We start from the raw sequence: 24,165 nt of genomic DNA, 5'->3' as shown, positions 1-24,165 counted from the left end.
GAACGGGCTCGAGTCCGTCGGCCACGGGGTCGGGCAGCCTGCCGCATTCTCCCGCTCGAACCTCGCCGGCTGCCGCGGCTCAGGTCCACGGGCGGAGCTTCTCGGGGTTGCGGACCGCCCAGACGTTGGTGATCCGGTCGTGCTCGACGTGCAGGGCCATCACCACCACGGTGACGCCGTCGAGCTGGGCGATCACGCCGGGCCGGCCGTTGACCGAGCGCTCGAGGATGGTGAAGCCAGGAACCTGGGCCGCGATGTCGACCAGCAGCTGGGCGATTCGCGCCGCGCCCTGAACCGGGTCGAGCTGGGCCGTGACCACGCCGCCGCCATCAGCGACCGCGAGCGCGTCGGGGTCGAGCAGGCCGATCAGCGCGGCGACGTCGTGCGCGGCCCAGGCGTCCTTGAACGCCCTGACCACGTCGGCGTGCTCGGGCGCGGCCCGCACCGGCGCGCGGGAGCCGGTCAACCGGCGGCGGGCCGACGACGCGAGCTGCCGGCAGGCCGCCGGGGAGCGGCCGACGATCGCGGCGACCTCGGGGAACGGGTACCGGAAGATGTCGTGCAGTACGAACGCGACCCGTTCGGCGGGGGTCATCGACTCCAGGACGACCAGGAACGCCATGTTGACCGACTCGTCGAGCGTCACCCGCTCGGCCGGGTCGGTGGCCGTGGGGCCGGTCAGCTCGCGGCGGTCGGGCAGCGGCTCGGGGATCCACTCACCGACGTACCGCTCGCGGCGGGCGCGGGCCGAGCCGAGCACGTCGAGGCAGATCCGGCTGGCGACCGTGGTCAGCCAGGCGCCGGGGGAGTCGATCGCGTCGCGCTGCTCGGCGGATCGGGCGTACCAGCGCGCGTAGGTCTCCTGGACGACGTCCTCGGCGTCGGCCAGCGAGCCGAGCATCCGGTACGCCAGGTTGATCAGCTGCCGCCGTTCGCTCATCACCGCGTCCAGGGCGGGGTCGTCGGTCATGGCGTGCACATCTCCCGGTGGTCGCTGGTGGAGGCCGTCACCGGGTCCGACGAAACAGCGCACCGAACTGTGAGGCCTCACAGTTCGCCCGGCTGCGTCGTCGGACCGGCGAAACACCAGCCAGGAGGACAACTGATGAGTGACATCGAGAATATCGCCGAGCGGTCGCACGAACCGCTGACGCAGCTGACCGGTGACTACGAGCTCGAGGCCCAGCTCGGCTTCACTGTCGCGCAGGCGGTGGGCGGCCGGGTCCGGGGCCGTTTCGAGCGGGTCGAGGGCACGGCGCGGCTCGACGGTGACGACCCGTCGAAGTCGAGCGTCCAGCTGACGATTCGGACCGACAGCATCCGGACGGGCAACAAGCGCCGCGACGACCACCTGTGCCGCAGTTTCCTGGACGCGGCAGGGCATCCGCTGGCCACCTTCTCGTCGACGCAGGTGAGGCGGCTCGGGGAGTCCACCTTCCGGGTGGCCGGCGTACTGACGCTGCGGGGTGTCACGAAGCCGGTCACGCTGGAGCTGAAGCTGACCGCGGGACCCCGGTTCCACGGGGAGACGACGATCGACCGGCGCGACTGGCAGGTCGTCTGGAACGCTCCCGCGGAGGGGTGGGGACTGTTCGTCGGATACGACGTGACGGTCCAGGTGGACGTCGTCGCGACGCGACGGCCGCGGCAGGCGCCGTCAGGGCCAGTCGTCGCCGGCTTCGAGACGAAGAGCTAGCAGCTGCTTGAGCGGCATCGACTCGCCGTCCCGGGCGCCGAGCCCGACGGTCAGCGGCGGGTCGGACGGCTCGACCTGGAGGCCCGAGATGCGGGCCTTCAGGCTCGGCCGGACGCCCAGCACATAGAAGTTGCCGTCGGCATTGACCGCGAGGGACCGGTTGCGTTTGAGGTACCAGCCGACGAGGTTCGTCCGGTAGCTGGCGCCGGATCCGACGACCTGCGCCCGCAAGGGCTGCGGTGCGATCCCGGCCGCCGTCACCTGCTCGACGAAGCCGGCCAGCAGCGCCCGTGCCTCGGCGGTCTCCGCCGCGCGCCGCCGGTCCAGCGCCGCCGCCTGCTCGGCTGCTGCCTCCCGCCGCCGGTCCCGCCAACTACCTTCGCTCTCCACGCCGCCACCTTAGAGGGGTGCCGCCATCAGCTGGTCGCTTGGGCGAGCAGGCCGTCCACCACGGCACTGAGTCCCTGCGGGAACGTGTTCGCCTGGGCGATCTCGCCCCACTGGTCGGCGACGGCGGACAGATAGGGCAGGTCGGGGTTCTGCAGGCCTCTGAACGCGGTGTTGTACCCGGCGGGGTCCTCGGTCTCGGGCCGATGGCGTTGCGCGGTGTTGGCGCGGACCAGGATCTCGCCGACGGTGTAGTACCAGATGTTGCGGAAGACCAGGACGGCCTGGGCCGGCGTACAGCCGTGGTCGACGGCTCCGGCCAGGATGGTCTCCACCACCCAGAGCGCCGGGTCGCCGATCCGCGCGATGAAGCCGTCGGTGGCCAGCACCTCGGCGGCCCACGGCCAGGCGGCCAGCGCGTCGTGGATGAGCACGCCGACGGCGACGATCCGGTCGCGCGGCTCCGCGGGCAGCTCGGGCCGCGGGATCTGCAGCGCGTACTCGGTGATCAGCAGGAGCAGCAGATCTTCCTTGTTGCGCACGTGGTGGTAGAGCGTCGTGGCTCCGATACCGAGCTCACCGGCCAGGCCGCGGATCGTCAGCTTCTCCCAGCCGTTCTGGTCGATCAGCCGGCGGGCCGCCGCGAGGATCTCGGCGCGCGAGGTCACGGGGGGACGGCCGGTCTGGCCGCCGGCGGCGCTGGATCTGGGCACGGTCCCATCATGCTGTCCGCTGCCGGCCGATCCCAGCACCGGGGTGCGTGGCGCCGCCACCGGTGCTACTTTAGGAACATGTTCCGAAATTCGACAGGAGTGGTCGGGCTGGGCGACCTGCTGCAGCCCGTACGACGACGGCTGGGCCTGGCGATCACGCTGCAGGCCGCCGCGGCGGTGGTCGCGGTCGTGCCCCTCGCCGCGGTCGCCGAGCTGGCCCGGGTCCTCCTGGCCGCCGGTCCGATCGACCACGACCGGGCTTGGCAGGTGGCCGGGATCGCAGCGGGCGCGTTGATCGGCTGGCTGGCGCTGAGCGGCGTAGCGAGCGCACTGGCCCATCACGCGGACCTGGACTTCCAGTTGTCGGTCCGCCGGCGACTGGTCCGACACCTCGGCAGAGTGCCGCTCGGGTGGTTCACCGATCGCGGTGCCGGCGCCATCGGCAAGGCGGTCCAGCACGACGTCGACACGATGCACCATCTCGTCGCGCACGCAGCGCTGAGCCTGACGTCGAGCGTGATCACGCCCGTGGTGACACTGGTCTACCTGTTCACGGTGGACTGGCGGATGGCGCTGATCCTGCTGATCCCGATCACGGCCGGCGTCGCGGTGTTCGTCCGGCTGGCGATGACGATGGAATCGCAGACCGCGGCGTTCGACGAGGCGCAGCAGCGGATCGCCGGCCGGGTGGTCGAGTTCGTCGAAGGCATCGCGGTGGTGAAGCTGTTCGGCCAGGCCCGGCGGGCGCACGCGCAGTACGGGCAGGCGGCGGACGACTTCGCACGGTTCTTTCTCGCCTGGGTGTCGAAGGGCTACCGCGCGTCGGCGGTGTCGGAGCTGCTGCTGAGTCCGGTGACGGTGCTGCTCGCCGTACTGGTCGGTGGGACGGCGATGGTGACGTCGGGCCGGCTCGCCGCGACCGAGCTGTTGCCGTTCGCGATTCTCGGCTTGGGGCTGGCGTCGCCGTTGCAGGCGTTGCACTACTACAGCCACGACGCGGAGAAGGCGTCGGTGGCGGCCAAGCGGGTCGGGTCGTTGCTTGCGGCACCCGTGTTGGAAGTGGCGCGTGATCCGCGGCGTCCGGTGGGCGCCCGGGTCGAGCTGGCCGCCGTGCAGTACGCGTACGACGCCGGGCGGCCGGTGCTGAACGGGATCGACCTGGTGCTCGAACCGGGCACGGTGACGGCACTGGTCGGGGCGTCGGGATCGGGCAAGACGACGCTGGCCAAGTTGTTGCCGCGGTTCTTCGACCCGGTGTCCGGGTGGGTGGCGATCGGTGGGGTGGACGTACGGGAGATCGCGCCGGCGGAGCTGTATCGCTTGGTGTCGTTCGTGCTGCAGGACGTTCAGTTGCTGGACGCGAGTGTGCGGGACAACATCCGATTGGCCCGGCCGGACGCCGACGACGAGACGGTACGGCGCGCGGCGCGAGCGGCCGCGATCGACGAGCGGATCCGCGCACTGCCACTCGGCTATGACGCGGTGGTGGGGCGGGACGTTCGCTTGTCCGGCGGCGAGGCACAGCGGGTGTCGATCGCCCGCGCGATCCTGGCCGATACGCCGATCGTGGTGCTGGACGAGGCGACGGCGCACGCCGACGCGGAGTCGGAGGCGTTGATCCAGGACGCGCTGTCCGAGCTCGCCGCCGGGCGGACGGTGCTGGTGGTGGCGCACCGGCTGGCGTCGGTGGTGGGCGCCGATCGGATCGTGGTGCTGCACGAAGGGCGGATCGTGGAACAAGGCCGGCACGAGGAACTGCTCACCGCCGGCGGTCCCTACGCGCGGCTGTGGGAGCTGCAGGAGGATCACGTGGGCGCTGGTGCCGCGGTCGGGTCGGGGGAGGGGCGATGATCCGGCGGTTGTTCAGGGCCCTCGGGCCGCAGTACGACCGGACGTTGCGGCGGTTGCTAGGGCTGCTCGTGGTCGCGGCATTGCTGCAAGGCGCGGCGTTCGTCGTGCTGGTGCCGGCGTTGCGCGAGTTGCTCGGCGACGAGCCGGCACGGGCCTGGCCGTGGGTGATCGGGCTCGCGGTGCTGTGGATCGGGTACGCGGTGGTCAATCCGTTGGCGACGCTCGCCGGGTTCCGGACCGGCGCGGGGTTGAGCCGCGATCTGCATCACCGCATTGGCGACAAGGTCGCGCAGCTGCCGTTGGCCTGGTTCACGGCCGATCGGGTCGGCGGGCTCGGTCGGCTTGCCTCGCAGCGGATCCTCGACGTGATGGGAGTGCCCGCGCACCTGCTGCGGCAGCTGGTCGACGCCACCGTGATGCCGCTGGTCGTCGTACTGGCGATGGCCGTGTTCGACTGGCGGCTGGCCGTGGCGATGGCGGTCGCGGGCGTTGTGGTCGCGGTGGTCTATCGCGTGGCGAGTCGCGGGTTGGCGGCGGCCGACCATGAGGCCGACCGGATCCACGCGGACGCCGCCGGACGCATCGTGGAGTTCGCCCGGGCCCAGCCGGTACTGCGGGCCTTCGGGCGGACCGTCGACGGGCACGCCGTACTTGACGAGGCGCTGGCGGCTCAGCATCGCGCGGGGCGCCGCATACTGCGCGCCGGACTGTCGGGGGTCGTCGGGCTCGGCTTCGTGGCGCAGGCGTCGTTCGTGGTGATGCTTGCGCTGGGCACCTACCTGGTGCTCGGCGGGTCGCTGGGTGCGGCGGAGCTGGTCGCACTGCTGGTGCTCGCGGTCCGGTTCGTCGAACCGGTGATGCTGACCGCCGAGCTGGGCGGCGCGCTCCGAGTGGCGGGCAACGCATTGCAGGAGATCAACAGTTTGCTGGCGACCGAGACGCTGGACGAGCCCGAGCGTTCCGCGCGGCCGAACGGCTCCTCGGTCGAGCTCCGGGACGTGCATTTCTCGTACGGCGATTCGCCGGTGCTGACCGGACTCTCGATGGAGGTCCCGGCCGGGCGGCTGACCGCGCTGGTCGGGGCGTCGGGCGCGGGCAAGACGACCGTGGTCAAGCTGATCGCGCGGTTCTTCGATCCCGCGGCCGGTGCCGTGCGGGTGGGCGGTGCCGACGTCCGCGAGCTGCGCACCGAGGACCTGACCGCGCTGATCTCGGTCGTGTTCCAGGACGTCTACCTGTTCGAGGGCAGCATCCTCGACAACATCCGGGTCGGCCGGCCCGAAGCGACCGACGAGCAGGTGTACGCCGCGGCGCGGACGGCGCGGGTCGACGACATCGCGGAGCGTCTGCCCGGTGGGTGGCACGCGCCGGTCGGTGAAGCGGGCAGCCGGTTGTCCGGCGGCGAGCGGCAGCGCATCTCGATCGCCCGGGCGCTGCTGAAGGACACCCCGATCGTGCTCTTCGACGAGGCGACCGCCGCGCTGGACGCGGACAACGAGCACGCCCTGCACGCGGCGATGACGGCGCTGGCGCGCGACCGGACCGTGCTGGTGATCGCCCACCGCCTGCACACCCTGCAGGCGGCCGACCACATCGTCGTACTGGCAGGTGGGCGGTGTGTGGAGCAAGGACGGCACGACGACCTGCTCGCTCGGAACGGTCGCTACGCCCACTACTGGCGGGAACGCCGGCGCGCCAGAGGCTGGCGCCTGCAACGGCCCGACGGCCCTGAATCCGCGCTCCACAAGGGTTTCCGGGCCGGAGACCTGGTGCCCGAATAGACTCCGGACATGGCACAGCAGACTCCGTACCCTCCGCCACAGTACGGTTCGTCGCCGCAGAAGCGTGGTCCGTTGATCGTGGTCGGCGCGCTCGTCCTGGTGCTGCTCGTTCTGCTCGGAGTGCTCGTGCTGCTCGTGCTTCGCACCGGCAACGAAGCGCCGGACAGCGCCCCCGCGTCGGCGCCGAAGGCGGTGGAGTTCCGCCGGGTGGTGAAGGTGGCCCCCGGCGGATGTGCGTCGCCCGCGAGCAGCTCGGGCGGCGTTGTCTGCGGCGCGGACGGCATGGCCTACACGCTCGGCACCGTGGAGCTGGATGGCAAGCACGTGTCCGAGGTGGCCGCGCGCGACTCGAACGGTTCCTGGGTGGTCGCGCTCGAGCTGGACGACGAGGGCGGCAGGTTGTTCGAACAGCTCACCGCCGAGCTGGCCAAGCAGTCTCCGCCGGCGAATCAGCTCGCGATCGTGGTCGACGACCGGGTCGTCAGCGCGCCGACGGTGATGTCGGCGATCACCGGCGGTGAGGTCGAGATCAGTTCGGGCTTCACCCAGCAGGACGCCGAGAAGCTGGCCGCGGACATCCGCGGGTGAGGCGGTCGCCGGTCAGCGCGGCAGCTTCCGGGTGTCGATGAGCTGCTGGGCGACGTCGCGCAGTTTGGTGTTGGTGTCCTGCGAATAGCGCTTGAGGATCGCGAACGCGCGGTCGCTGTCGACGTCGAAGCGCTCCATCAGGATGCCCATCGCCATCCCGACCAGCTTGCGGGCGTCGACGGCCTCGGCCATCGTCTGCTCGTGCCGGGCGGTGGCGACCGCGACCGTCGCGTGCCGGGCCAGGATCCGGGCGATCGCCTCGTCGTCGACGCCGAACGCGTCCACCATCGGGCTGTACAGACCGAGCGCGCCGACGGTTCGTGAGCTGCCGTCGCCGAGCGTGAGCGGGACGTCGAGCACGCTGCGTACGCCGAGACCGGCGACCTTCGCGGCCCACTCCGGCCAGCGGTCGTCGGTGCCGGTGTCGCGGATCAGCACCGAGGTCCGCTCGCGCATCGAGGTGATCAGCGGCCCGTTCTCGGCGTCGATCTGCAGGTTGTAGACGTCGGCCACGACCGGGTCGGTCACCGCGGCGATCTCGGTACGGCGTCCCCGGGTGGACAGCGCGAGACCGGCGTAAGTGCAGTTCAGCGCCTGGAGCGCGAACTGGACCACGGCGTCGACGGTCTCCTCGACTCCCGATGCGTCGTGCAACTCCACCGCCAGTCGCGCGAACGCGTCGGCGGCAGCGCTGTCTACAGGGTCGAGCGTCGCCACAAGGATCTCCCAGCTCCGATGGTGACCACCCCGGGGATCGGAGCGGCCGACGAGTTCATTTTGCCTCACCAGCCCCAGCCCAACCCCCGATGGTGCGGATCACGCCGCGTAGGTGTCGCGCTCCACGATCAGGCCGGCCAGGGCGGCGAGGTCGTCGGCGACCATATCGGGTCGGGGGCCCAGCGGGGAGAGGACCATGCCCGGCCGCGCGACGAAAGCGGCCCGGCAGCCCGCCTGCAGAGCGCCGGTGACGTCCCAGCTGTGGGCCGCGATCAGGCGCACTTCACCGACCGGCACGTCGTACGCCGCGGCGACCGCTTGGTACGGCTCGGGCGACGGCTTGAGGTGACGCACGGTGTCGGCCGACATCACCTGGTCGAAGTGCACCCGGATTCCGGCATTGACCAGTTGCTGCTCGGCGACCTCCTGCACCGAGTTGGTCAGCGCGACCAGCTTCAGCGGCGTCGCGGCCAGCCGGGCGAGGGCGTCGGGCACCTCGGGATGCGGCGGCAGGGAGCTCATCAGGGCAACGGTCTGGTCGACCTGGTCGTCGCTCAGCTCGACCCGCTGACGGGCTGCGAGCATCCGCAACGCGGCCTTCTGCGCGCTGGTGAAGTCGACGTACGCGCCGGTCAGCCCGCCGACGAAGGCGAGCTGCAGCATCTGGGCGAACCAGAGCGGCCGCAGCGCCGCCGTACCGAACAGGTCCTCGAAGCGGGGGTCGAGCGCTTTCAGGTCGAGCAGGGTCTCGTTGACATCGAAGGCGAGCACCTGGGTCATGACAGATCAGCTCCGTGCGGTCGAAGGGGCGTTCCAGATCTGGCCGGTCCCGGCGCCGGGGTTGGCGACGACCGAAGTGCTCACGTTCGCGATCCGGCTCCTATCCGGTGGCCGGCATGCGGGGCCGACCTCGGCGACGACGCGGTCCAGCACCAGCGCTCCCAGGAGGAAAAAATAGAGAGATGATTCTAGAAATGGTAGCTTAGCGGGGTGGCGCGGAAGCTGACGGCGAAGGGGGAAGCGACCCGGGCGCGGATCGTCGCGGCCGCGGCGGGGTTGATGTACGAGCGGGGCGTCGCGGGGACGAGCACGGAGGACGTGCTGACGGCGGCCGGCGTGACCAGTCCGTCGCAGCTCTACCACTACTTCGGGGACAAGCGGTCGCTCGTGCGGGCGGTGATCGAGTACCAGACCGAGTCGATGCTGGGATTCCAGAAGCCGCTGCTGAGCCGGCTGGACAGTTTCGAGGCCCTGGAGGCCTGGCGGGACGCGGTCGTGGAGGTCCAGAGGGCGCGGAACTGTGCGGGTGGCTGCCCGATCGGCTCACTCGCCGCCGAGCTGGCCGACCAGGACCCGGCGGCGCGCGGCGATCTGAACGGGACCTTCGGGCAGTGGGAAGGCGCGATCCGCGACGGCCTGGCGTCCTTGCAGCACCGGGGTGAGCTGGATCCCGCGGCCGATGTCGATCAGTTGTCGCTGGTGCTGCTGACCGCGCTGCAGGGTGGACTGCTGATGACTCAGGTCCGACGCGACACCGACGCGCTGTACGCCGTACTGACCGCGACCATCGATCACATCCGCGCGCACGCGCCGGCTTAGGGGTTCTCGAGCAGGCCGGCCGCAAAGTGCAGGGCGGTCAGCGTGTTGTGGAGCGTCGTGCGGTCCGGTTCCGGCGTGACGGCGAAGTCGGCGTACAGGCACAGGACGAGGTTGCCGCCGGTGGTGCGTCCGGCGATTGCCGGAAAGCCCTGGTTGCCGTCGAGCACGAGCCAGCCGAGCCGGTCGAGCTCGTCGAGGGTGGCTGGATCGGGTGAGTGGACGCCGGGTGGCAGCGCGAGCAGGCCGGTGCCGGTGAGCTCGTCGAGGTACGCCGTGGCGGCGTCGAGCTCGACGACGGCGAGATCGATGTAGTCGACTCCGGGCCGAGCGGCGTCGTCGGAGGAGCAGGCGATCGCGACGCCGTGCGGCAGGTAGGTCGTGCTGGGCACAGGCCGCGAGTACGGCGTACCGGGGCGGCGCAGGCAGTGACGCGTGGGGGAGACCGGCAGGTCGCGGCGGTGGGTGTAACGGTGGCTCACGCGGCGGCCTCGACCTCGAAGACCCGGTCGAGGCCGGTCCGGCGCAGGATGTCGGCCGCGCGACGGTTCGCATGCCGGATGACGACGCCGCCACCGCGCCGGCGGCACACCCGATGGGTGTCGAGCAGCGCCGAGAGCAGGGTCGAGGACAGCTGGTCCAGATCGGAGACGTCGATCACCACCAGGCACGCGCCGTCCATCACCAGGTCGTTCAGATGCCAGCGCAGCTCGGTCAGTCCACCGGCGATCTCCTGCTCGCTGATCGTGACGATGGCTTTCCGCGGCGGTGGTTTGTGAACGGTGTGCGTCATCGCGAACGACCTTCCCGGCGGCTCTGACAGGATCGTTCCACTCTGGCGGTCGTACTTTGAGAACGGTCGAGCGCCTTCTTTACGATCAGATGACGAGAACGGGCCCGGTCGTCAGCGGCCGCCGATCGTTGCGAGGATGGTCCGATGGCGTTGCAGGTCCTGGTCGTCGAGGACGACGACCGCATTCGCACGGTCCTGCGGCTGGCGCTGGAGGACGAGGGGCATCAGGTCACCGAAGCCGCCGACACGCCCACCGCCCTGGCCCTGGTACGCACTGCGATGCCCGATCTGGTGCTGGTCGACCTGATGCTCGGCGAGGTCGACGGCTTCACCTGCATCCGGGAGATCCGCAAGCTCAGCGACATCCCGATCGTGATCGTCAGCGCCCGCTCCGACACCCACGACATCGTCGCCGGGCTGGAAGCCGGTGCCGACGACTACGTGACAAAACCCTTCCAGATCAAGGAACTTACCGCCCGGCTGCGCGCGTTGCGGCGCCGGCTGCGGACCAGCGCCGAGGCGACCGAGCCGGACGTCGTGCTGGACTCCGATCCGTCCCGCCGCCTGGTGCTGTCGCGGTCGCGCGGCTCGGTCCTGCTCCAGGGCGCCGACGTGAACCTGACCGTCACCGAGTACCGGCTGCTCGCGGAGCTGGCCCGCCCGCCGGGCCGGGTGCTGAGTCGTCCGGCGTTGCTGTCCTCGGTCTGGGAGCACGGTTTCTACGGCGACGAGCGGATCGTCGACGTGCACATCCGGCGGCTGCGCACCAAGATCGAACGCGATCCGGGCCGCCCGATGCTGGTGGTCACCGTGCGGGGGATGGGCTACCGGCTGGACCCGCGGTGACCCGGCGGATCGGTGCGCTCGGCCTGCGGCACCGGATCGTGATCGGCTTCGCGCTGGTGGCCTTGCTCGTCTCGGCGGTGTTCGCGGTCAGCACTTACGCGCTGGCCCGTGGGTATCTGCTCGACCAGCGTGAACGCGTCGTCCAGCACCAGGCGCTCGCCGACGCCGGGTTCGTGCAGCGACGGCTCGAGACCGCGGGCGCCGACGTCTCCGCCGTACTGACAGCGGCCGGGATGCCGGCCGGCCACACCGTCGTGCTGAAGTGGCAGGACCAGTGGTACGCCTCGGCGCTGGACCAGGGCCGGGACGCGGTTCCCGCGGCGCTGCGCGCCGAGACCGCCGAGGGGCGGGCCGCGGTCCAGCGGGTGCGGACCGCGGACGGGCCGGTGATCGTGGTCGGCGTACCGCTGCCGGCCGTCGGTGGTGAGTTCTACGAGATCGCCCCGCTGGACGAGCTCGACGCGATCCTGCGGCTGCTCAGCACGATCCTGATCGGCGGCGCCGCGCTGGCCGCCGCGGCCGGTGCTGCGCTCGGAGCCTGGGCCAGCCGGTCGGTGGTGACGCCACTGAACCGGGTCGCCGTCGCCGCGGCGACGATCGCCGGTGGCGAGCTGGACACCCGGCTGCCGCCGACAGAGGACCCGGAACTCGCGACGATTGTTGCCTCGTTCAACAGTATGGTGCAGACCCTGCAGCAGCGGATCGAGCGGGACGCCAGGCTGGCGGCCGATGTGAGCCATGAATTGCGGTCGCCGTTGACGACGTTGGTGGGCAGCGTCGACCTGCTGGCCGCGCGGCGGGACGAGCTGCCGCCGAGGTCGCAACAGCTGCTCGACCTGATCTCGGCGGATCTGGACCGGTTCCGGCGGCTGCTGGACGACCTGCTCGAGCTGGCGCGCTCCGACGCCGGGCTCGATCTGCGTCCGGAGGCGCGGGTCGACCTCGGTGAGTTGTTGCGGTACGTGCTGCACGAGGTCGGCGATCCGGCCCTGGTCTCCGGGGTCGACGACGTGGAGGTGCTCGGCGACAAGGCGCGCTTGAGCCGGCTGTTCCGCAACCTGTTCGAGAACGCCGAACGGCACGGTGGTGGTTTGACCGCGGTCCTGGTCAGCCGGTCCGGGGACGACGTGCTCGTCGAAGTGGACGACGCGGGCAGCGGGATCCCGGCGGAGGAACGCGAGCGGGTGTTCGAGCGGTTCGCGACCGGGCCGACCCGCCGCGGGTCCTCGTCGGGGACCGGGCTCGGGCTGGCGCTGGTCGCGGAGACCGCGGCGGCGCATGGTGGTGCCGTGTGGTGCACGTCGTCGCCCGCGGGCGGCGCGCGGTTCGTCGTACGGCTGCCGGAGGCGAAGCGATGAGGAGGCTGTGGGCGCTGGCGCTGGTCGTCGTGCTGGTGGTCACGGGCTGTGGAGTGCCGGTGCAGGAGTCACCGGTGCAGATCCAGCCCGACGCGTTGCCGTCGCGGTTGCGGGAGACGGCGCTGCCGCGGGACGTCGCGCCGACGACACCCGGCCTCGGGCAGGTGAGCGTCGTGGTGCACTTCGTCCGGGACGACCGGCTGGTGCGCTTGGTCCGCGAGTTGCCGAGCGGTCCGGTCCAGGATCGGCTGACCGCGACCGTCGCCGCACTGGTCTCCGGACCCACCGATCGGGAGCGGGCCGCCGGGATCTCCTCGGCGCTGCCGACCGGCCTGCAGCTGACCGTCGTCGCGCTCGAAGGCGACCGGGCGGTGATCGAGCTGTCCGGCGAGACCGACGGGAGTTCGGCGGCGGAGAACGTGCTCGCGGTCGGGCAGATCGTGCTGTCGGCGACCGCGGTGCCGACGGTCAGGGAGGTCACCTTCGAGCGTGACGGTCTCCCGGTGGACGCCCTGCTCGCGGACGGCTCCCTGACCAACAGACCACTGACCGCTGCCGACTACGCCGCCCTGGCCGCGGGCTGATCCGCGGTACGGCGGAGGACCGTGACGGCGACGAGTACGGCGGCGAGCAGCAGCACCGCGCACAAGGTGAGGCCTCGGGCGTAGCCGGCGTTGAGGGTTTCCGGCGTGATCGTGTCGCCGGTGTGCTGCTGCGCGGCGGTACCGAGGGCAGCCAGTCCGAGGGAAGCACCGAGCTGACGGGAACTGTTGAGCAGGCCGGACGCCGTACCGGTTTCGTGCGGCTCGACGTCTGTGGTCGCGGTTGCGACGAGTGGGCCGAGGCAGAGCCCGAAACCGACGCTGGCGAGGATCGACGGACCGAGTACGTCGGTGGCGAACGCGCCGTCGGCGCTGATCAGCCCGAACCAGGCGAACCCGGTCGCCGTCAGCAGCGCGCCGCCGATCAGAAGGTTCCTCGGCGCGAAGCGGTAGCCGAGCTTGACCGCGAGCACCGACCCGGCGACAACGCCGAGCGCGAACGGCAGGAACATCACGCCGGTCAGCGCCGGCCCGATGCCGAGCACGCGCTGCAGATACAGCGACAGGAAGTAGAACGCCGACGCCATCGCGGCGCCGACCAGCAGGTTGAAAACGTTCGCGCCGGAGACGGACCGGTTGGCGAACAGGCCGAGCCGGACCAGCGGTTCCCGGCGCGTGGTGCGCTCGACGAGCACAAGAGCCGCGAGCAGGACGACGGCGATCGCCAGCGTGATCACGGTGGCCGGCGAGGCCCACCCGTGCCGGTCGGTGCGGACGACACCGAACACGAGCGTGGTCATCCCGGCCGTGGCGAGGACTGCGCCGAGGACGTCCGGGCGGCCGCGCCGTACGGCGGGCAGGTCTGCGGCGACACCCCGCCAGGCCAGCGCGAACGCGACGGCGGCCATCGGGACGTTCACGAACATCACCCATCGCCAGCTCGCGTACTGCGTGAGCACGCCACCGATCAGTACGCCGAGCGCGCCGCCGGCCGCGTTCATCGCACTCCAGACGCCGAAGGCCCGGACCCTCGCCCGGCCGCCGGGGAAAGTGGTCGCCAGCAGTGCGAGCGCCGCCGGCGCCAAGGCAGCGGCTCCGATTCCCTGCGCGGCGCGGGCGGCGACGAGGTGGCCGGGGTCCTGGGCGAAGCCGCCCGCCAGCGACGCGAGGCCGAACAGCGCGAGGCCGGCGAGCAGCATCCGCTTGCGCCCGTAGCGGTCGCCGGCCTTGCCGCCGAGCAGCAACAGACCGCCGAAGGTGAGGGCGTAGGCGTGGATCACCCAGGTGACGCCGGTCGCGCTGAACCCGAGCCCGGTGGCGAGCTGCGGAAGTCCCACGTTCACGACCGACAGATCGAGCGACACCATGAACTGCACGACGGCGACCACCGTGAGGGTCAGGCCGCTTCGGTAGTTTCGGAACATGTTCCGAAACTACCATCAGCGACCCTGGTTGTCAGTCGTCAGAGCGCGTACACCTGGTGGTAGAGCGCGTGGAGCTCAGCCGGAGTGGCTTCCCGGCCGGTGCTGTCGGTGTGTTGCTGCACGTGGCGCGCGAAGTCGGCTTCCTGCTCGGGCGTCAGCGTCAGGCCGTACTCGGTCTGCAGGAGATAGCCGATGCCGCCCTTGCCCGACTGGCTGTTGACCCGGATCACGGCGTCGTAGGTACGGCCGAGATCCGCCGGGTCGATCGGAAGGTAGGGCACATCCCACGGATGCTCCCGCTCCGGTACGCCGGCCGCCGCCGCGCGGCGGCTGTGCTCGGCCAGGCCCTTGCGAATCGCGTCCTGGTGCGTCCCGGAGAAGGCGGTGTGCACGAGGTCACCGACGTACGGGTGGCGGACCGGGACCTGAAGCCGCGTGCAGTACTCAACGGTCGCCCGGATGTGGTCGATGTCGGAGAAGTCGATCATCGGGTCGACGCCCTGGGTGTAGAGGTTCAGTGCGAGGGTGGCCAGGTCGACGTTGCCGGTCCGTTCGCCGTTGCCGAACACGCAGCCCTCCACGCGTTGCGCGCCGGCCAGGACCGCGAGCTCGGCGCAGGCGACGCCGGTGCCGCGGTCGTTGTGCGGGTGGACCGAGAGGATGACGCTGTCGCGGCGGTCGAGCGACTTGTGCATGTACTCGATCTGGTCGGCGTAGATGTTGGGTGTGGCGACCTCGACCGTGGCGGGCAGGTTGTGCACCACCGGCCGGTCCGGCGACGCGTCCCAGCGGGCGGTCAGCCGGTTGCACAGGTCCAGGACGAAGTCGGGTTCGGTAAGGTTGAAGACCTCCGGCGAGAACTGGAATCGGAGGTTGTCGCGGTCCCGCGTCAGGCGCTGGATGTCGTCGGCGGCGTCCAGCACGAGTGCGGTCAAGTCGTCCCGGCTGCGGCGCAGGACGATGTCGCGCCACAGCGGCGCGGTCGCGGCGTACAGGTGCACGACGACCGGCGTACGGAGGTCGCGGACGGACTCGATCGTGCGCTCGATCAGCGCCCGCCGGGCCGGGGTGAACACCACGACGGTGACGTCGTCGGGCACGTCGGTGAGCTGCCGGACGAAGTCGAAGTCGGTCTGCGAGGCGGACGGGTAGCCGACCTCGATCTCCTTGTAGCCGATGCCGACGAGCAGGTCGAAGAAGCGGCGCTTGCGGGCCGGGTCCATCGGTTCGGCCAGCGCCTGGTTGCCGTCGCGCAGGTCGACCGGGACCCAGAGCGGGGCGGTGGTCGTCCGGCGGCCGGGCCAGTCACGGGCGATCGGGACGACCGGCACGCGGTCGAAGACCGGGCGGTAGCGCTGGTTCGGCATCGGCGAGGGCTGCTGGCGGTTCCAGCGGTGGTCCATGAAGGTGTCCTTGCGGGAGAGCTCGGGGACCGGCGCACACCAGCACTCCACGGAGGGGCGCCGGTCGAATCAGCTCCCGCCGTGGCGGCTGAGAAGAAGGCGGCTCCAGGACACGAAGCGACCCTAACCCGGCGGCAGCTCCTCAGACAAGCTGAGGAGCTAGAGTGGTGCGATGATTCGCCGTCACCCACTGGCCGAGCAGGCCGCCGACGAGCTCCTGCGCCGGATCGGCGCGGGCGAGTGGCCGGTGGGCCAGAAGCTGCCGGGCGAGACGACGCTGGCGGCTCAGCTCGGCGTCGGCCGGTCGACGGTGCGGGAGGCGGTGCGCGAGCTGGCCGGACGGCGGGTGCTGGAGAGCCGCCAAGGCGCGGGGGTCTTCGTGGTCGGGACGCAGCCGGTCGAGGACTGGGACCGGGTGCTGCGCCGGGCCGCGATCACCGACGTACTGGAAGGGCGGCTGGCGATCGAGACCGAGGCGGCCCGGCTCGCGGCGGCCCGGCGTACGGCGACCGACCTGCGGGCGTTGAAGCGGACTCTGGCGGAACGGTCGCGGGCCGCCGCGGAGTCGCCCGACGACGAGTACGTCGAGGCCGACCTCGCGTTCCACCGAGCCGTGATCACCGCGGCGCACAATCTCGTGCTGGCCGAACTGTTCGACAGCTTCGTGCCCCGGATCCGCCGGGCGATGCTGGACATGCTGAAGCTCGACGCGGCGCATGCCCGGCACCGGGGTGACCAGGCCGAGCATGCGGCGATCGTGGACGCCATCCGGGCGCAGGACCCCGAGCTGGCGGCCGGCCGGAGCCGGTCCCACCTGGCCGGCGTCCGCGACGACCTGCCCGGCTGACGGATCCGGCGATCATCGCCGGGTGAGGCGGATGACCGGGTACTCCCGCTCGGACTTGCTCTGGTACTTGCCCAACCGCGGCTGGGCCGCGACGATCCGCTGCCAGGCTTCGTCGCGCTCGGCCTTGCCGAGCCGCTGGGCCGTCACCGGTACGGCGTCCTGGCCCGGGAACTCGACCGACACCTTGTCGGGGTGGGCCGTCAGGTTCGCGTGCCAGTCCGGGTGCTGACTGCCCCCGCCGGAGGCGACCACGAGCCAGGAGTCACCGTCGGGGAACCAGGCCAGCGGCGTCGCCCGCGGTTCCCCGCTGCGCCGGCCGACCGTGTTCAGGACCAGGACGTCCATGCCCATCATCTGTGCCTTGCCACCGCGGATCTTCTTGCTCATCCGCGCGGCCGTCGTGCGCTGCATCCAGCGCGAGAACCGTCCCGGCGTTCCGGGCTTGCGCTTGGCCTGCTGTGTGTTCGTCATGGCTTCACGCTAGGAGCCGGGCCCCGCCGGGTGCTTCTCGATTCCTGATCACCTTGCGGGCGAGCCGCCGCCGTCAGGCGTGACGGGCGGCGGCCACCTGCCGGCCGAGCTCGGTGCCGGGGAAGCGGTCGAGCATCACGCGCAGCTCCTCGGCCCCGACGTTGGCGCCGAAGGCCTCGGCGCCGGGCTGGAGCCGGACGCCGTCGGCGAGCCGGTCGAGCACGACCGGGTCGAAGCCGAGGTCGTCGACGAACTCGTTGACCACGGCAACGTCGTCCGGCCGGTCACCGGCGACGGCGATCGCCTTGCGGCCCGGCGTACCGGCGGGGCGGGGTTCTTCGTCGAGATCGTGGTAGCCCATGTGGTTGAACGCCTTGACCACGCGCGCGCCGTCCAGGAACCGCTGGACGATCTCGCTGGACGACGTCCGCGGGTCGGTCAGGTCGTCGCGCTGCCCGTCGATCTCCCACCAGTAGTTCATCGCGTCGACGACCAGCTTGCCGCGCAGCTGCTCGGCCGGGATCGCCCGGTACTTGCCGAGCGGCAGGGCCAGGACGACGAGGTCGGCCCGGGCCGCCGCCTCCGCGGCGGTGGTGGCGACGGCACCGGGCACCAGGATCTCGACAGTGAGCGCGATCTTGGCCGGGTCACCCGAGCCGGCGATGAGCACTTTGTAGCCCGCGGCAACGGCCAGCCGGCCGAGCACGGTGCCGACCTTGCCGGCGCCGAGGATCCCGATCGTGTGGATGCCGGTGGCACTCATGCCTGCTCCACCGGCGTCAGCTCGGCCAGCCGCTCACGTACCTGCGGGATCACCTTGCCGCCGAACAGCTCGACCGCCCGCATCCGGGCGCCGATCGGCTGCGTGCCGCTGGTGTAGATCAGGTCGAACCGGCCGACGCCCAGCGAACTGATCGCCCGCGCCATCTTGGCGGCGACGGTGTCCGGCGACCCGATGTAGAGCGAGCCGTGCTCGATCTCGGCCAGGTACTCCTCGGGACGGATCGGCGGCCAGCCGCGCTGCTGCCCGATCCGGTCGCGGATCACCTTGTAGTGCGGCCAGTAGACCTCGCGGGCCTCGGCGTCGGTGTCGGCGACGAAGCCGGGGGAGTGCATGCCGACCGGGTACGCCGTGGTGCCGAACTCCTGGGCGGCCCGGCGGTACAGCTCCAGGTACGGCGCGAACCGCTCGGGCTGACCGCCGATGATCGCGAGCATCAGCGGCAGGTTGTGGTGCGCGGTCCGGATCACCGACTGCGGCGAACCGCCGACGCCGATCCACGTCTTCAGCCGGCCGGACTCGGTCTTGGGGTAGACGTCGGCGTTGTCGAGCGCCGCCCGCGTCGTACCGGTCCAGGTGACCGGCTTTTCGTCGAGCAGCTTGACGAACAGGTCCGCCTTCTCCTCGAACAAGACGTCGTAGTCGGCCAGGTCGTAGCCGAACAACGGGAACGACTCGGTGAACGAACCGCGGCCGAGAATGACCTCGGCCCGGCCGTTCGACAGGGCGTCGACGGTGGCGAAGCGCTGGAAGACGCGGACCGGGTCGTCCGAGCTGAGCACGGTGACGCCGGAGGCCAGCCGGATGCGGTTGGTCTTGGTCGCGATGCCGGCCAGGACGGTCTCGGGCGAGGAGACCGAGTACTCCGGGCGGTGGTGCTCGCCGAGGGCGATCACGTCGACGCCGAGCTCGTCGGCCACGACGGCCTCCTCGACGACCTGGCGGATCGCCACGGCGTGCGAGACCAGTTGGCCGTTGTCGTCCTGGGGGACGTCGCCGAAGGTGTCGAGTCCGAACTCGATATCTGTCACGGCTGCTGCGCTCCTTGTGCTGGGATGGTGCTGAAGTGGTCAGGCGGCGGTGGGTTGCTGGGCGATGAGCTCGCGCACCCGCGGCGCGACCTCGCGGCCGAGCAACTCGATGGTGCGGGCCCGGGCTTGTCGGGGCAGGAACATCACGTCGTACTTGAGATCGAACCGGCTCAGGTGCAGGTCGCGGACCATGGTGGCGATCTTCTGCGCGACGGTCTCCGGGGAGCCGACGAACAGCGCGCCGTGGTCGACCTCGGCCAGGTAGCGGTCCATGGTCGGTGCGTAGAAGCCGCGCTCGCGGGCGAGGTTCTCGACCACCGGCTGCCAGTACCGCCACCAGATCTTCTGGGCTTCGGCGTCGGTCTCGGCGATCAGGCCCAGCGAGTGCTGGCCGATCGGGAGCCGTGGCGTGCCGAGGTCGTCGAGGGCTCGTTCGTACAGTGCGACGTTGCCGGCGAAACGCTGGGGACGGCCCCCGATGATCGCCATCATCAGCGGCAGGCCGTAGCGGGCGGCGCGCAGTACGGAGTTCGGCGTGCCGCCGACGCCGATCCAGGTCGGGATGCCGCCGGGGCGCATCCGGGGGTGCAGGGTCTGGGCGGTCAGCGGTGCCCGGACCGTGCCGGACCAGGTCACCTCTTCCTCGCGCTGCAGCCGGACGAACAGCTCCAGCTTCTCCTCGAACAGCCGCTCGTAGTCGGCCAGGTCGTACCCGAACAGCGGGAACGACTCGGTCGCCGAGGCCCGGCCGAGCACGATCTGGGCCCGGCCGTTGGAGACCGCGTCGAGCGTGGAGAACTCGTGGTACAGCCGGACCGGGTCGTTGGTGCTGAGCACCGTCACCGAGGTCCCGAGCGCGATCCGCTCGGTCGCCGACGCGACGGCGGCCAGGACGACCGGGGTCGCGGAGTCGTTGTGACCCTCGCGGTAGTGCTCGCCGAGGCTGAAGGCGTCCAGGCCGACCGACTCGGCCAGCTTCGCCTCCTCGACCAGCAGCCGCACGGTCTCGGCGTCGCTCATGATCCGGCCACCGTCCGTGGCCACCTCGCCGAAGGAGTCGAGACCCAGCTCGAAACCGCTCGTCGTCACCGCTGTCACCTCGTTCACGTCGTTTCCTTTTCGGGGTTGACATGTCAATCATATACTCTTGAGTTGACGCGTCAACCAGGAGGTTCGAGATGAGTAACGCGGTGTCCCGGCGAATTCTTCCCACCACCGACCAGCTGCGGATCTGGCGGGAATTCATCGAGACCGCCGAGGCGCTGCGGACCCAGCTCGGCGCCCGGTTGCAGGACGAGTCCGGCCTGTCGCGCGGTGACTACGCCGTACTGCTGGCACTCACCGAGGCCGCAGGGGACCGCCTGCGTCCGTCGGACCTGGCCGCGCGGATCGACTGGGAACGCAGCCGGCTGTCCCACCACCTCGGCCGGATGGAACGCCGCGGCCTGATCCGCCGGGAGGAGTGCGCGACGGACAGTCGTGGCGCGGACGTCGTCCTGACTCCGGCCGGTGCCGTCGCCTTCCAGGCCGCGACGATCCCGCACCTGCGTGCCATCCGCGCGCTCTTCGTCGATGCGCTCACGCCGGAGCAGCTCGACGCCGCCGCGGACCTCGCGACGGCGCTGCGCACCCACTTGAAGGTCAGCTGAGCTCGTCTCGTCCGGCCGGTGGACGGCGGTGGGGCCGTGCGGGGGAGCGTCCTTACCCTGGCTACCGATGGACCCGGCTTTCGACGCTTCGGTGAGGACCAGCAGATGACGCTTTCGCCCGATACCTCCTACCGGCTCCGGTACGGCGGCGAGGCGCCGATCGAGCCGCCGGCGGTGTGGAACGAGGTGCTCGCCCAGCAGTTGGCTCACCGCTCGGTGCGGAGCTACCGGCCGGACCCGGTCTCCGACGAAACGCTGTCGGCGTTGGTCGCCGCGGCGCAGTCGGCGCCCACCTCCGGCAACCTCCAGCTGTGGAGCGTCGTCGCCGTACGGGACCAGGAACGCCGTACCAGGCTGGCCGAGCTCGCCGGTGAGCAGGATTTCATCGCCCAGGCGCCGTTGCTGCTCGTGTGGCTCGCCGACCTCGCGCGGGCCCGCCAGGTGACCGAGCAGATCGGGCAGGCGTCGTCGGAGGGCGCGGACTTCGTCGAGGCCGCGCTGCTCGGGTTCGTGGACGTCGCGCTCGCGGCACAGAACGCGGCGCTGGCCGCCGAATCGCTCGGGCTCGGCACAGTGTTCGTCGGCGCGATCCGCAACCGGCCGCTCGAGGTGGCCGCGGAGCTCGACCTGCCGCCGAACGTCTTCCCGGTGTTCGGGCTGACCGTCGGCCGTCCCGACCGGTACGACGAGACGACGGTCAAACCAAGGCTTCCGCAGCAGGCAGTTCTGCACCACGAGCAATACGCGCTGGAACCGCAGGCGGCGCACGTCGAGGCCTACGAACAACTGCTCAACCGGTACTACGCCGCCGCGGGACTGCCGCAGAGCTGGGTACGCCGGGTGGCGGCTCGCTTCGGCAGCGTGGCCGGCCTCAACGGCCGCGAGCACCTGCGCGAGGCGCTCCGGGTCAGGGGCTTCCAGCTTCGGTGAGGCCGCGCGTGACAGACGGGTCCGCTGGCGCGTTGTGGAGTCATGAAGACTCACGGGGACAGTGTTGAGGAGGTTCGGCCGGACGCGGTCGATCCGGGGTTGGCGGCGGCGACGCTCAGCGTCTACGCCCACCGCCACGAGGTGATCCATTTGTTGTACTCGGCAACTGATGAGGCCGACGCCCTGCGTCGGGTGGCCGAGATCCTGCACCTGGAGGAGCCGATCGTGTCCCGCGTGCTGGACCAGCCGCTGCGGTGGATGACGGCACCGGCGCGCGAGGCGCTGGAGGTCGCGGCCGCTCGTGGGGTGAAGGTCTCCGCGGACTAAGGCGTGGCCCGGAGGGCGAGCAAGGCGGTGTCGTCCGCGAGCGGTACGCCGAAGCTGGTCAGGACCTCGGACAGGGCCTCGACCAGCTCGCTCGCGGGCGCGCCGGCGTACCGGAGGGCGAGGGTGCGCAGCGCCTGCTCGCCGTAGAACTCGTCCTCGTCGACGCGGGCTTCGGTGAGGCCGTCGGTGTAGAGCAGGAGAGTGTCGCCGGGCTCGAGCAGCAGCTGGGTCGGTGGGAACTCGCCGGACGGCAGGATCCCGAGCAGCGTTCCGTCGGTGGTGTGGACGAAGTCGGCGGTGCCGCCGGCACGGATCAGCAGTGGTGGCGGGTGACCGCCGGAGGCGAACTCGACGGCGACCTGCCCGGTGTCCGGATCCGGCCGGAGAGTGCCGAAGACGGCGGTGCAGTAGCGCGGGTCACCGGTCGCGAAACGCTCGTTCAGCAGCGCGTTGAGCGCCGCGAGGGCCGATCCGGGGTCGTGCAGCGCCGCCGCGCGCAGGGTGTAGCGGGCGAGCGAGGTCACTGCGGCGGCCGCGGGCCCCTTGCCGCAGACGTCGCCGAGGAAAAATCCCCAGCGTTCCTGGTCGACGGCGAACAGGTCGTAGAAGTCGCCGCCGAGCTGGATCGCGGAAGCGGTGTGGTAGTACGACGCGGTTTCGAGCCCCGGTACGTCGGGGAGCCGTTCTGGCAGCAGCGCCTGCTGGAGCACCGAGAGCGCGTCCTGGAGCTGGGCACGATCGGCCTCGGCCTGACGGTGGGCGATCTCGGCTTCGTGTCGCGCGAGGTCGGCCTGCTGCCGGGCCTCCTCGGCCACCTGGCGGCCCCGCAGCAGCTCCTCCTCGTACGCGCGCCGGATCTGCGCGTCGAAGACCGTCGTCCGGATCAGGACCGGCTCGCCGGTCTCGTCGTACTTGACCACCGACGACACCAGCACCGGAAACCGGCCGCCGTCGTCACGCTTGAGCTCGAGCGCGATGCCGCTGACCGCGCCCTGCATCCGCAACGACGGTGCCAGGTGCGTCTCGTTGTACAGCCTGCCGCCGATCGTCAGCAGGTCCGCGAACCGCATCCGCCCGATCACGGCATCCCGGGTCAGGCCGAGCCAGCCGAGTAGGGTCGCGTTGATCTTGACGATCGTGCCGTCCATCGTCGTCGACAGGTGCCCGCTCGGCGCGGTCTCGTAGACCTCCTCGGTGCTGTCCGTGACGATCACCCCAGGTCGGCGAGGAACTCGGTGATCGCCCGGTTGGTCGCGGCCGGCGCGGACAGGTGGGGACAGTGACCGGTCGCGTCCAGCGTGACGAGCTTCGACCCCTCGATCGCGGCGTGCGTGTAGGCGCCGACCGCACGCGGCGCGATCACGTCCTCGGTCGCCTCGAGGATCAGCGTCGGCACCTTCACCGAGGCCAGGTCGTCCCGGGAGTCGGACAGGAACGTCGTCCGGGCGAAGACCCGGGCCATCGCCGGGTCGGTCGCGCAGAAGCTCGTCGTCAGCTCCTCGCCGAGCTCGGGCCGCTCGGGGTTGCCCATGATCACCGGCGCCATCGCCGACGACCAGCCGAGATAGTTGGACTCCAGTGAGGCCAGCAGCTCCTCGATGTCGGCGCGGTCGAACCCGCCGCGGTAGTCACCGTCGTTCAGGTAGCACGGCGACGGCGCGACCATCACCAGAGCGCCGATCCGCTCCGGCGCCTTGCGGGCCGCCAGGACGCCGATCATCGCGCTGACCGAATGCCCGACGAACACCGCGTCGTGCAGGTCGAGCGCGGTGCACACCTCGACCACGTCGTCGGCGTACCCCTCGAGCGTCGAGTACCGCTGCGGATCGAACGCGGTCAGATCCGATCGGCCGGCGCCGACGTAGTCGAACAGGGCGACCCGGTGGTCAGCGGCCAGAGCCGGGACGGTCAGTCGCCACATGTTCTGGTCGCAGCCGAAGCCGTGGGCCAGCAGAACCGTGCGGCCGTCCGGGGTACCGGTGGTCGTCACGTTGTTTCGGCGCAGGATGTTCACGCCGACATCTTCGCAGCCCGGCCGGACTCTGCCGGCAGCGACTTACCGGCGGTCGCTTCGCCAGGGGCGCTGACCGCGCAGCGGCCCGGGGCAGGGCTCCTCGCTCGCGGCGTCGGCGAGGTCGTAGGCGACCAGCGGGCAGCGGGTGCAGTACAGCAAGCCGTCGTCGGGGTCGACCAGCAGGTCGTGGTTGCCGGTGGAGAACGGCACCGGGCACGCCGTGTTCTCGATCTCGCGACGGTCGTCGAAGTGCGCGTCGCAGCGGATGCAGACCGGTCCGGCGGAGAATCGGCCCTCCGAGGTCACCCGGTGCAGATCGATCACCTGGTGGCCGTTGATCTCGGCGTACGGGTCCGTCACGGGCGTCGTCCTCCGGGCTGGTCTGCGCTCGTCCTCCTAGGTGCCCAGAGCAAGGTTGTG

Annotated in this window: 28 protein-coding genes; 12 read left to right on the top strand and 16 right to left on the bottom strand. The window is 71.0% G+C overall.

Features of this window, described 5'->3' with window-relative positions; genetic code table 11:
* Positions 1-79 precede the first annotated feature (79 nt).
* Positions 80-970 (bottom strand): RNA polymerase sigma factor SigJ, encoded by an 891-nt coding sequence (gene sigJ, locus BWI15_RS10335; RefSeq protein WP_077014118.1) that lies wholly within the window; start codon positions 968-970, stop codon positions 80-82.
* Between the two features lie 135 nt (positions 971-1,105).
* On the opposite strand from sigJ, the gene BWI15_RS10330 reads away from it, so the two are divergent.
* A complete protein-coding gene (locus BWI15_RS10330) occupies positions 1,106-1,696 on the top strand; it encodes a YceI family protein (protein WP_077014117.1) in 591 nt (196 codons plus the stop codon).
* On the opposite strand, the gene BWI15_RS10325 is transcribed toward BWI15_RS10330, so the two are convergent.
* Positions 1,658-2,086, bottom strand: coding sequence for a hypothetical protein (locus BWI15_RS10325; RefSeq protein WP_077014116.1), 429 nt, complete (start codon positions 2,084-2,086; stop codon positions 1,658-1,660). The genes BWI15_RS10330 and BWI15_RS10325 overlap by 39 nt on opposite strands.
* A 26-nt stretch (positions 2,087-2,112) precedes the next feature.
* Positions 2,113-2,796 (bottom strand): TetR/AcrR family transcriptional regulator, encoded by a 684-nt coding sequence (locus BWI15_RS38725; protein ID WP_202817613.1) that lies wholly within the window; start codon positions 2,794-2,796, stop codon positions 2,113-2,115.
* A 78-nt stretch (positions 2,797-2,874) separates the two neighbouring features.
* Between BWI15_RS38725 and BWI15_RS10315 the strand changes: the two genes are divergently transcribed.
* The 3 genes from BWI15_RS10315 to BWI15_RS10305 are packed head-to-tail and all read left to right on the top strand — an operon-like array spanning position 2,875 to position 7,016.
* On the top strand, positions 2,875-4,647 hold the full coding sequence (locus BWI15_RS10315) for an ABC transporter ATP-binding protein (RefSeq protein WP_202817612.1): 1,773 nt from the start codon (positions 2,875-2,877) through the stop codon (positions 4,645-4,647).
* Positions 4,644-6,428: an ABC transporter ATP-binding protein gene (locus tag BWI15_RS10310; RefSeq protein WP_077014114.1), complete on the top strand. Its 1,785-nt coding sequence runs from the start codon at positions 4,644-4,646 to the stop codon at positions 6,426-6,428. Before BWI15_RS10315 ends, BWI15_RS10310 begins: the two co-directional genes overlap by 4 nt.
* Before the next feature lie 9 nt (positions 6,429-6,437).
* A complete protein-coding gene (locus tag BWI15_RS10305) occupies positions 6,438-7,016 on the top strand; it encodes a SecDF P1 head subdomain-containing protein (protein WP_077014113.1) in 579 nt (192 codons plus the stop codon).
* 12 nt (positions 7,017-7,028) lie between these two features.
* Here the strand turns inward: BWI15_RS10305 and BWI15_RS10300 are convergent, their stop codons facing one another.
* Together BWI15_RS10300 and BWI15_RS10295 are read right to left on the bottom strand one after the other, a co-directional pair.
* Positions 7,029-7,733, bottom strand: a complete 705-nt coding sequence (locus BWI15_RS10300) for a GAF and ANTAR domain-containing protein (protein ID WP_077014112.1) — start codon at positions 7,731-7,733, stop codon at positions 7,029-7,031.
* Positions 7,734-7,832: 99 nt separating this feature from the next.
* Positions 7,833-8,513: a haloacid dehalogenase type II gene (locus tag BWI15_RS10295; protein WP_077014111.1), complete on the bottom strand. Its 681-nt coding sequence runs from the start codon at positions 8,511-8,513 to the stop codon at positions 7,833-7,835.
* A 210-nt stretch (positions 8,514-8,723) separates the two neighbouring features.
* On the opposite strand from BWI15_RS10295, the gene BWI15_RS10290 reads away from it, so the two are divergent.
* Positions 8,724-9,332, top strand: a complete 609-nt coding sequence (locus BWI15_RS10290; RefSeq protein WP_077014110.1) for a TetR/AcrR family transcriptional regulator — start codon at positions 8,724-8,726, stop codon at positions 9,330-9,332.
* Here the strand turns inward: BWI15_RS10290 and BWI15_RS10285 are convergent.
* Both BWI15_RS10285 and BWI15_RS10280 read right to left on the bottom strand, forming a co-directional pair.
* Entirely contained in the window at positions 9,329-9,811 is a 483-nt protein-coding gene (locus tag BWI15_RS10285) for a hypothetical protein (protein WP_143465467.1), read from the bottom strand. The genes BWI15_RS10290 and BWI15_RS10285 overlap by 4 nt on opposite strands.
* The gene (locus BWI15_RS10280; protein WP_077014108.1) at positions 9,808-10,122 is read right to left on the bottom strand and encodes an STAS domain-containing protein; all 315 of its coding nucleotides are present in this window, start codon (positions 10,120-10,122) and stop codon (positions 9,808-9,810) included. The genes BWI15_RS10285 and BWI15_RS10280 overlap by 4 nt, the downstream gene beginning before the upstream one ends.
* A gap of 144 nt (positions 10,123-10,266) precedes the next feature.
* Between BWI15_RS10280 and BWI15_RS10275 the strand changes: the two genes are divergently transcribed.
* Genes BWI15_RS10275 through BWI15_RS10265 form a run of 3 tightly spaced genes read left to right on the top strand, consistent with a single transcriptional unit; the run spans position 10,267 to position 12,910 of the window.
* A complete protein-coding gene (locus BWI15_RS10275; RefSeq protein WP_077014107.1) occupies positions 10,267-10,968 on the top strand; it encodes a response regulator transcription factor in 702 nt (233 codons plus the stop codon).
* Positions 10,965-12,326: a sensor histidine kinase gene (locus BWI15_RS10270; protein WP_077014106.1), complete on the top strand. Its 1,362-nt coding sequence runs from the start codon at positions 10,965-10,967 to the stop codon at positions 12,324-12,326. Before BWI15_RS10275 ends, BWI15_RS10270 begins: the two co-directional genes overlap by 4 nt.
* Positions 12,323-12,910, top strand: a complete 588-nt coding sequence (locus tag BWI15_RS10265) for a GerMN domain-containing protein (RefSeq protein ID WP_077014105.1) — start codon at positions 12,323-12,325, stop codon at positions 12,908-12,910. Before BWI15_RS10270 ends, BWI15_RS10265 begins: the two co-directional genes overlap by 4 nt.
* Here the strand turns inward: BWI15_RS10265 and BWI15_RS10260 are convergent.
* Positions 12,886-14,292, bottom strand: coding sequence for an MFS transporter (locus BWI15_RS10260; RefSeq protein ID WP_077014104.1), 1,407 nt, complete (start codon positions 14,290-14,292; stop codon positions 12,886-12,888). The two genes, BWI15_RS10265 and BWI15_RS10260, sit on opposite strands and share 25 nt — an antisense overlap.
* Positions 14,293-14,330: 38 nt before the next feature.
* Positions 14,331-15,695 carry a 2-isopropylmalate synthase gene (locus BWI15_RS10255; RefSeq protein WP_077014103.1) on the bottom strand — a complete coding sequence of 455 codons (1,365 nt, stop codon included), beginning with the start codon at positions 15,693-15,695 and terminating at the stop codon, positions 14,331-14,333.
* Between the two features lie 172 nt (positions 15,696-15,867).
* Between BWI15_RS10255 and BWI15_RS10250 the strand changes: the two genes are divergently transcribed.
* Positions 15,868-16,542: a FadR/GntR family transcriptional regulator gene (locus BWI15_RS10250; RefSeq protein ID WP_077014102.1), complete on the top strand. Its 675-nt coding sequence runs from the start codon at positions 15,868-15,870 to the stop codon at positions 16,540-16,542.
* A gap of 12 nt (positions 16,543-16,554) precedes the next feature.
* Here the strand turns inward: BWI15_RS10250 and BWI15_RS10245 are convergent, their stop codons facing one another.
* From BWI15_RS10245 to BWI15_RS10230, 4 genes are all read right to left on the bottom strand, one after another.
* The gene (locus tag BWI15_RS10245) at positions 16,555-17,013 is read right to left on the bottom strand and encodes a nitroreductase family deazaflavin-dependent oxidoreductase (RefSeq protein ID WP_077014101.1); all 459 of its coding nucleotides are present in this window, start codon (positions 17,011-17,013) and stop codon (positions 16,555-16,557) included.
* A gap of 73 nt (positions 17,014-17,086) precedes the next feature.
* Positions 17,087-17,776: an NADPH-dependent F420 reductase gene (locus BWI15_RS10240; RefSeq protein ID WP_077014100.1), complete on the bottom strand. Its 690-nt coding sequence runs from the start codon at positions 17,774-17,776 to the stop codon at positions 17,087-17,089.
* Positions 17,773-18,825, bottom strand: coding sequence for an LLM class flavin-dependent oxidoreductase (locus BWI15_RS10235; protein WP_077014099.1), 1,053 nt, complete (start codon positions 18,823-18,825; stop codon positions 17,773-17,775). Before BWI15_RS10235 ends, BWI15_RS10240 begins: the two co-directional genes overlap by 4 nt.
* 39 nt (positions 18,826-18,864) lie before the next feature.
* Positions 18,865-19,932 (bottom strand): LLM class flavin-dependent oxidoreductase, encoded by a 1,068-nt coding sequence (locus BWI15_RS10230; protein WP_237771216.1) that lies wholly within the window; start codon positions 19,930-19,932, stop codon positions 18,865-18,867.
* 71 nt (positions 19,933-20,003) lie between these two features.
* Here BWI15_RS10230 and BWI15_RS10225 point away from each other — a divergent pair, with 71 nt between their 5' ends.
* The 3 genes from BWI15_RS10225 to BWI15_RS10215 all read left to right on the top strand — a co-directional run bounded on the left by BWI15_RS10225 (position 20,004) and on the right by BWI15_RS10215 (position 21,731).
* Positions 20,004-20,474: a MarR family winged helix-turn-helix transcriptional regulator gene (locus BWI15_RS10225; RefSeq protein ID WP_077014098.1), complete on the top strand. Its 471-nt coding sequence runs from the start codon at positions 20,004-20,006 to the stop codon at positions 20,472-20,474.
* 105 nt (positions 20,475-20,579) lie between these two features.
* On the top strand, positions 20,580-21,404 hold the full coding sequence (locus BWI15_RS10220) for an NADPH-dependent oxidoreductase (protein ID WP_077014097.1): 825 nt from the start codon (positions 20,580-20,582) through the stop codon (positions 21,402-21,404).
* A 42-nt stretch (positions 21,405-21,446) separates the two neighbouring features.
* On the top strand, positions 21,447-21,731 hold the full coding sequence (locus BWI15_RS10215; protein WP_077014096.1) for a hypothetical protein: 285 nt from the start codon (positions 21,447-21,449) through the stop codon (positions 21,729-21,731).
* Here BWI15_RS10215 and BWI15_RS10210 read toward each other — a convergent pair.
* From BWI15_RS10210 to BWI15_RS10200, 3 genes are read right to left on the bottom strand one after another with little or no spacing between them, the layout of a single operon-like run.
* A complete protein-coding gene (locus BWI15_RS10210) occupies positions 21,728-22,945 on the bottom strand; it encodes a PP2C family protein-serine/threonine phosphatase (RefSeq protein WP_237771215.1) in 1,218 nt (405 codons plus the stop codon). The two genes, BWI15_RS10215 and BWI15_RS10210, sit on opposite strands and share 4 nt — an antisense overlap.
* On the bottom strand, positions 22,942-23,745 hold the full coding sequence (locus BWI15_RS10205) for an alpha/beta fold hydrolase (RefSeq protein WP_077014094.1): 804 nt from the start codon (positions 23,743-23,745) through the stop codon (positions 22,942-22,944). Before BWI15_RS10205 ends, BWI15_RS10210 begins: the two co-directional genes overlap by 4 nt.
* A gap of 42 nt (positions 23,746-23,787) precedes the next feature.
* Positions 23,788-24,105, bottom strand: coding sequence for a hypothetical protein (locus BWI15_RS10200; protein ID WP_077014093.1), 318 nt, complete (start codon positions 24,103-24,105; stop codon positions 23,788-23,790).
* Positions 24,106-24,165: the final 60 nt, after the last annotated feature.

The organism is Kribbella sp. ALI-6-A (assembly GCF_001984195.1).
In the GTDB taxonomy this organism is placed as follows: Bacteria; Actinomycetota; Actinomycetes; order Propionibacteriales; family Kribbellaceae; genus Kribbella.
This window is presented reverse-complemented; position numbering and strand designations above follow the sequence as displayed.

Coding starts and splice junctions, on each gene's coding strand:
- sigJ (WP_077014118.1), bottom strand. CDS start 970: ATGACCGACGACCCCGCCCTGGACGCGGTGATGAGCGAACGGCGGCAG.
- BWI15_RS10295 (WP_077014111.1), bottom strand. CDS start 8,513: ATGACCCAGGTGCTCGCCTTCGATGTCAACGAGACCCTGCTCGACCTG.
- BWI15_RS10280 (WP_077014108.1), bottom strand. CDS start 10,122: ATGACGCACACCGTTCACAAACCACCGCCGCGGAAAGCCATCGTCACG.
- BWI15_RS10255 (WP_077014103.1), bottom strand. CDS start 15,695: ATGGACCACCGCTGGAACCGCCAGCAGCCCTCGCCGATGCCGAACCAG.
- BWI15_RS10260 (WP_077014104.1), bottom strand. CDS start 14,292: ATGTTCCGAAACTACCGAAGCGGCCTGACCCTCACGGTGGTCGCCGTC.
- BWI15_RS10330 (WP_077014117.1), top strand. CDS start 1,106: ATGAGTGACATCGAGAATATCGCCGAGCGGTCGCACGAACCGCTGACG.
- BWI15_RS10220 (WP_077014097.1), top strand. CDS start 20,580: ATGACGCTTTCGCCCGATACCTCCTACCGGCTCCGGTACGGCGGCGAG.
- BWI15_RS10245 (WP_077014101.1), bottom strand. CDS start 17,013: ATGACGAACACACAGCAGGCCAAGCGCAAGCCCGGAACGCCGGGACGG.
- BWI15_RS10315 (WP_202817612.1), top strand. CDS start 2,875: ATGTTCCGAAATTCGACAGGAGTGGTCGGGCTGGGCGACCTGCTGCAG.
- BWI15_RS10310 (WP_077014114.1), top strand. CDS start 4,644: ATGATCCGGCGGTTGTTCAGGGCCCTCGGGCCGCAGTACGACCGGACG.
- BWI15_RS10225 (WP_077014098.1), top strand. CDS start 20,004: ATGAGTAACGCGGTGTCCCGGCGAATTCTTCCCACCACCGACCAGCTG.
- BWI15_RS10250 (WP_077014102.1), top strand. CDS start 15,868: ATGATTCGCCGTCACCCACTGGCCGAGCAGGCCGCCGACGAGCTCCTG.
- BWI15_RS10240 (WP_077014100.1), bottom strand. CDS start 17,776: ATGAGTGCCACCGGCATCCACACGATCGGGATCCTCGGCGCCGGCAAG.
- BWI15_RS10275 (WP_077014107.1), top strand. CDS start 10,267: ATGGCGTTGCAGGTCCTGGTCGTCGAGGACGACGACCGCATTCGCACG.
- BWI15_RS10305 (WP_077014113.1), top strand. CDS start 6,438: ATGGCACAGCAGACTCCGTACCCTCCGCCACAGTACGGTTCGTCGCCG.
- BWI15_RS10215 (WP_077014096.1), top strand. CDS start 21,447: ATGAAGACTCACGGGGACAGTGTTGAGGAGGTTCGGCCGGACGCGGTC.
- BWI15_RS10265 (WP_077014105.1), top strand. CDS start 12,323: ATGAGGAGGCTGTGGGCGCTGGCGCTGGTCGTCGTGCTGGTGGTCACG.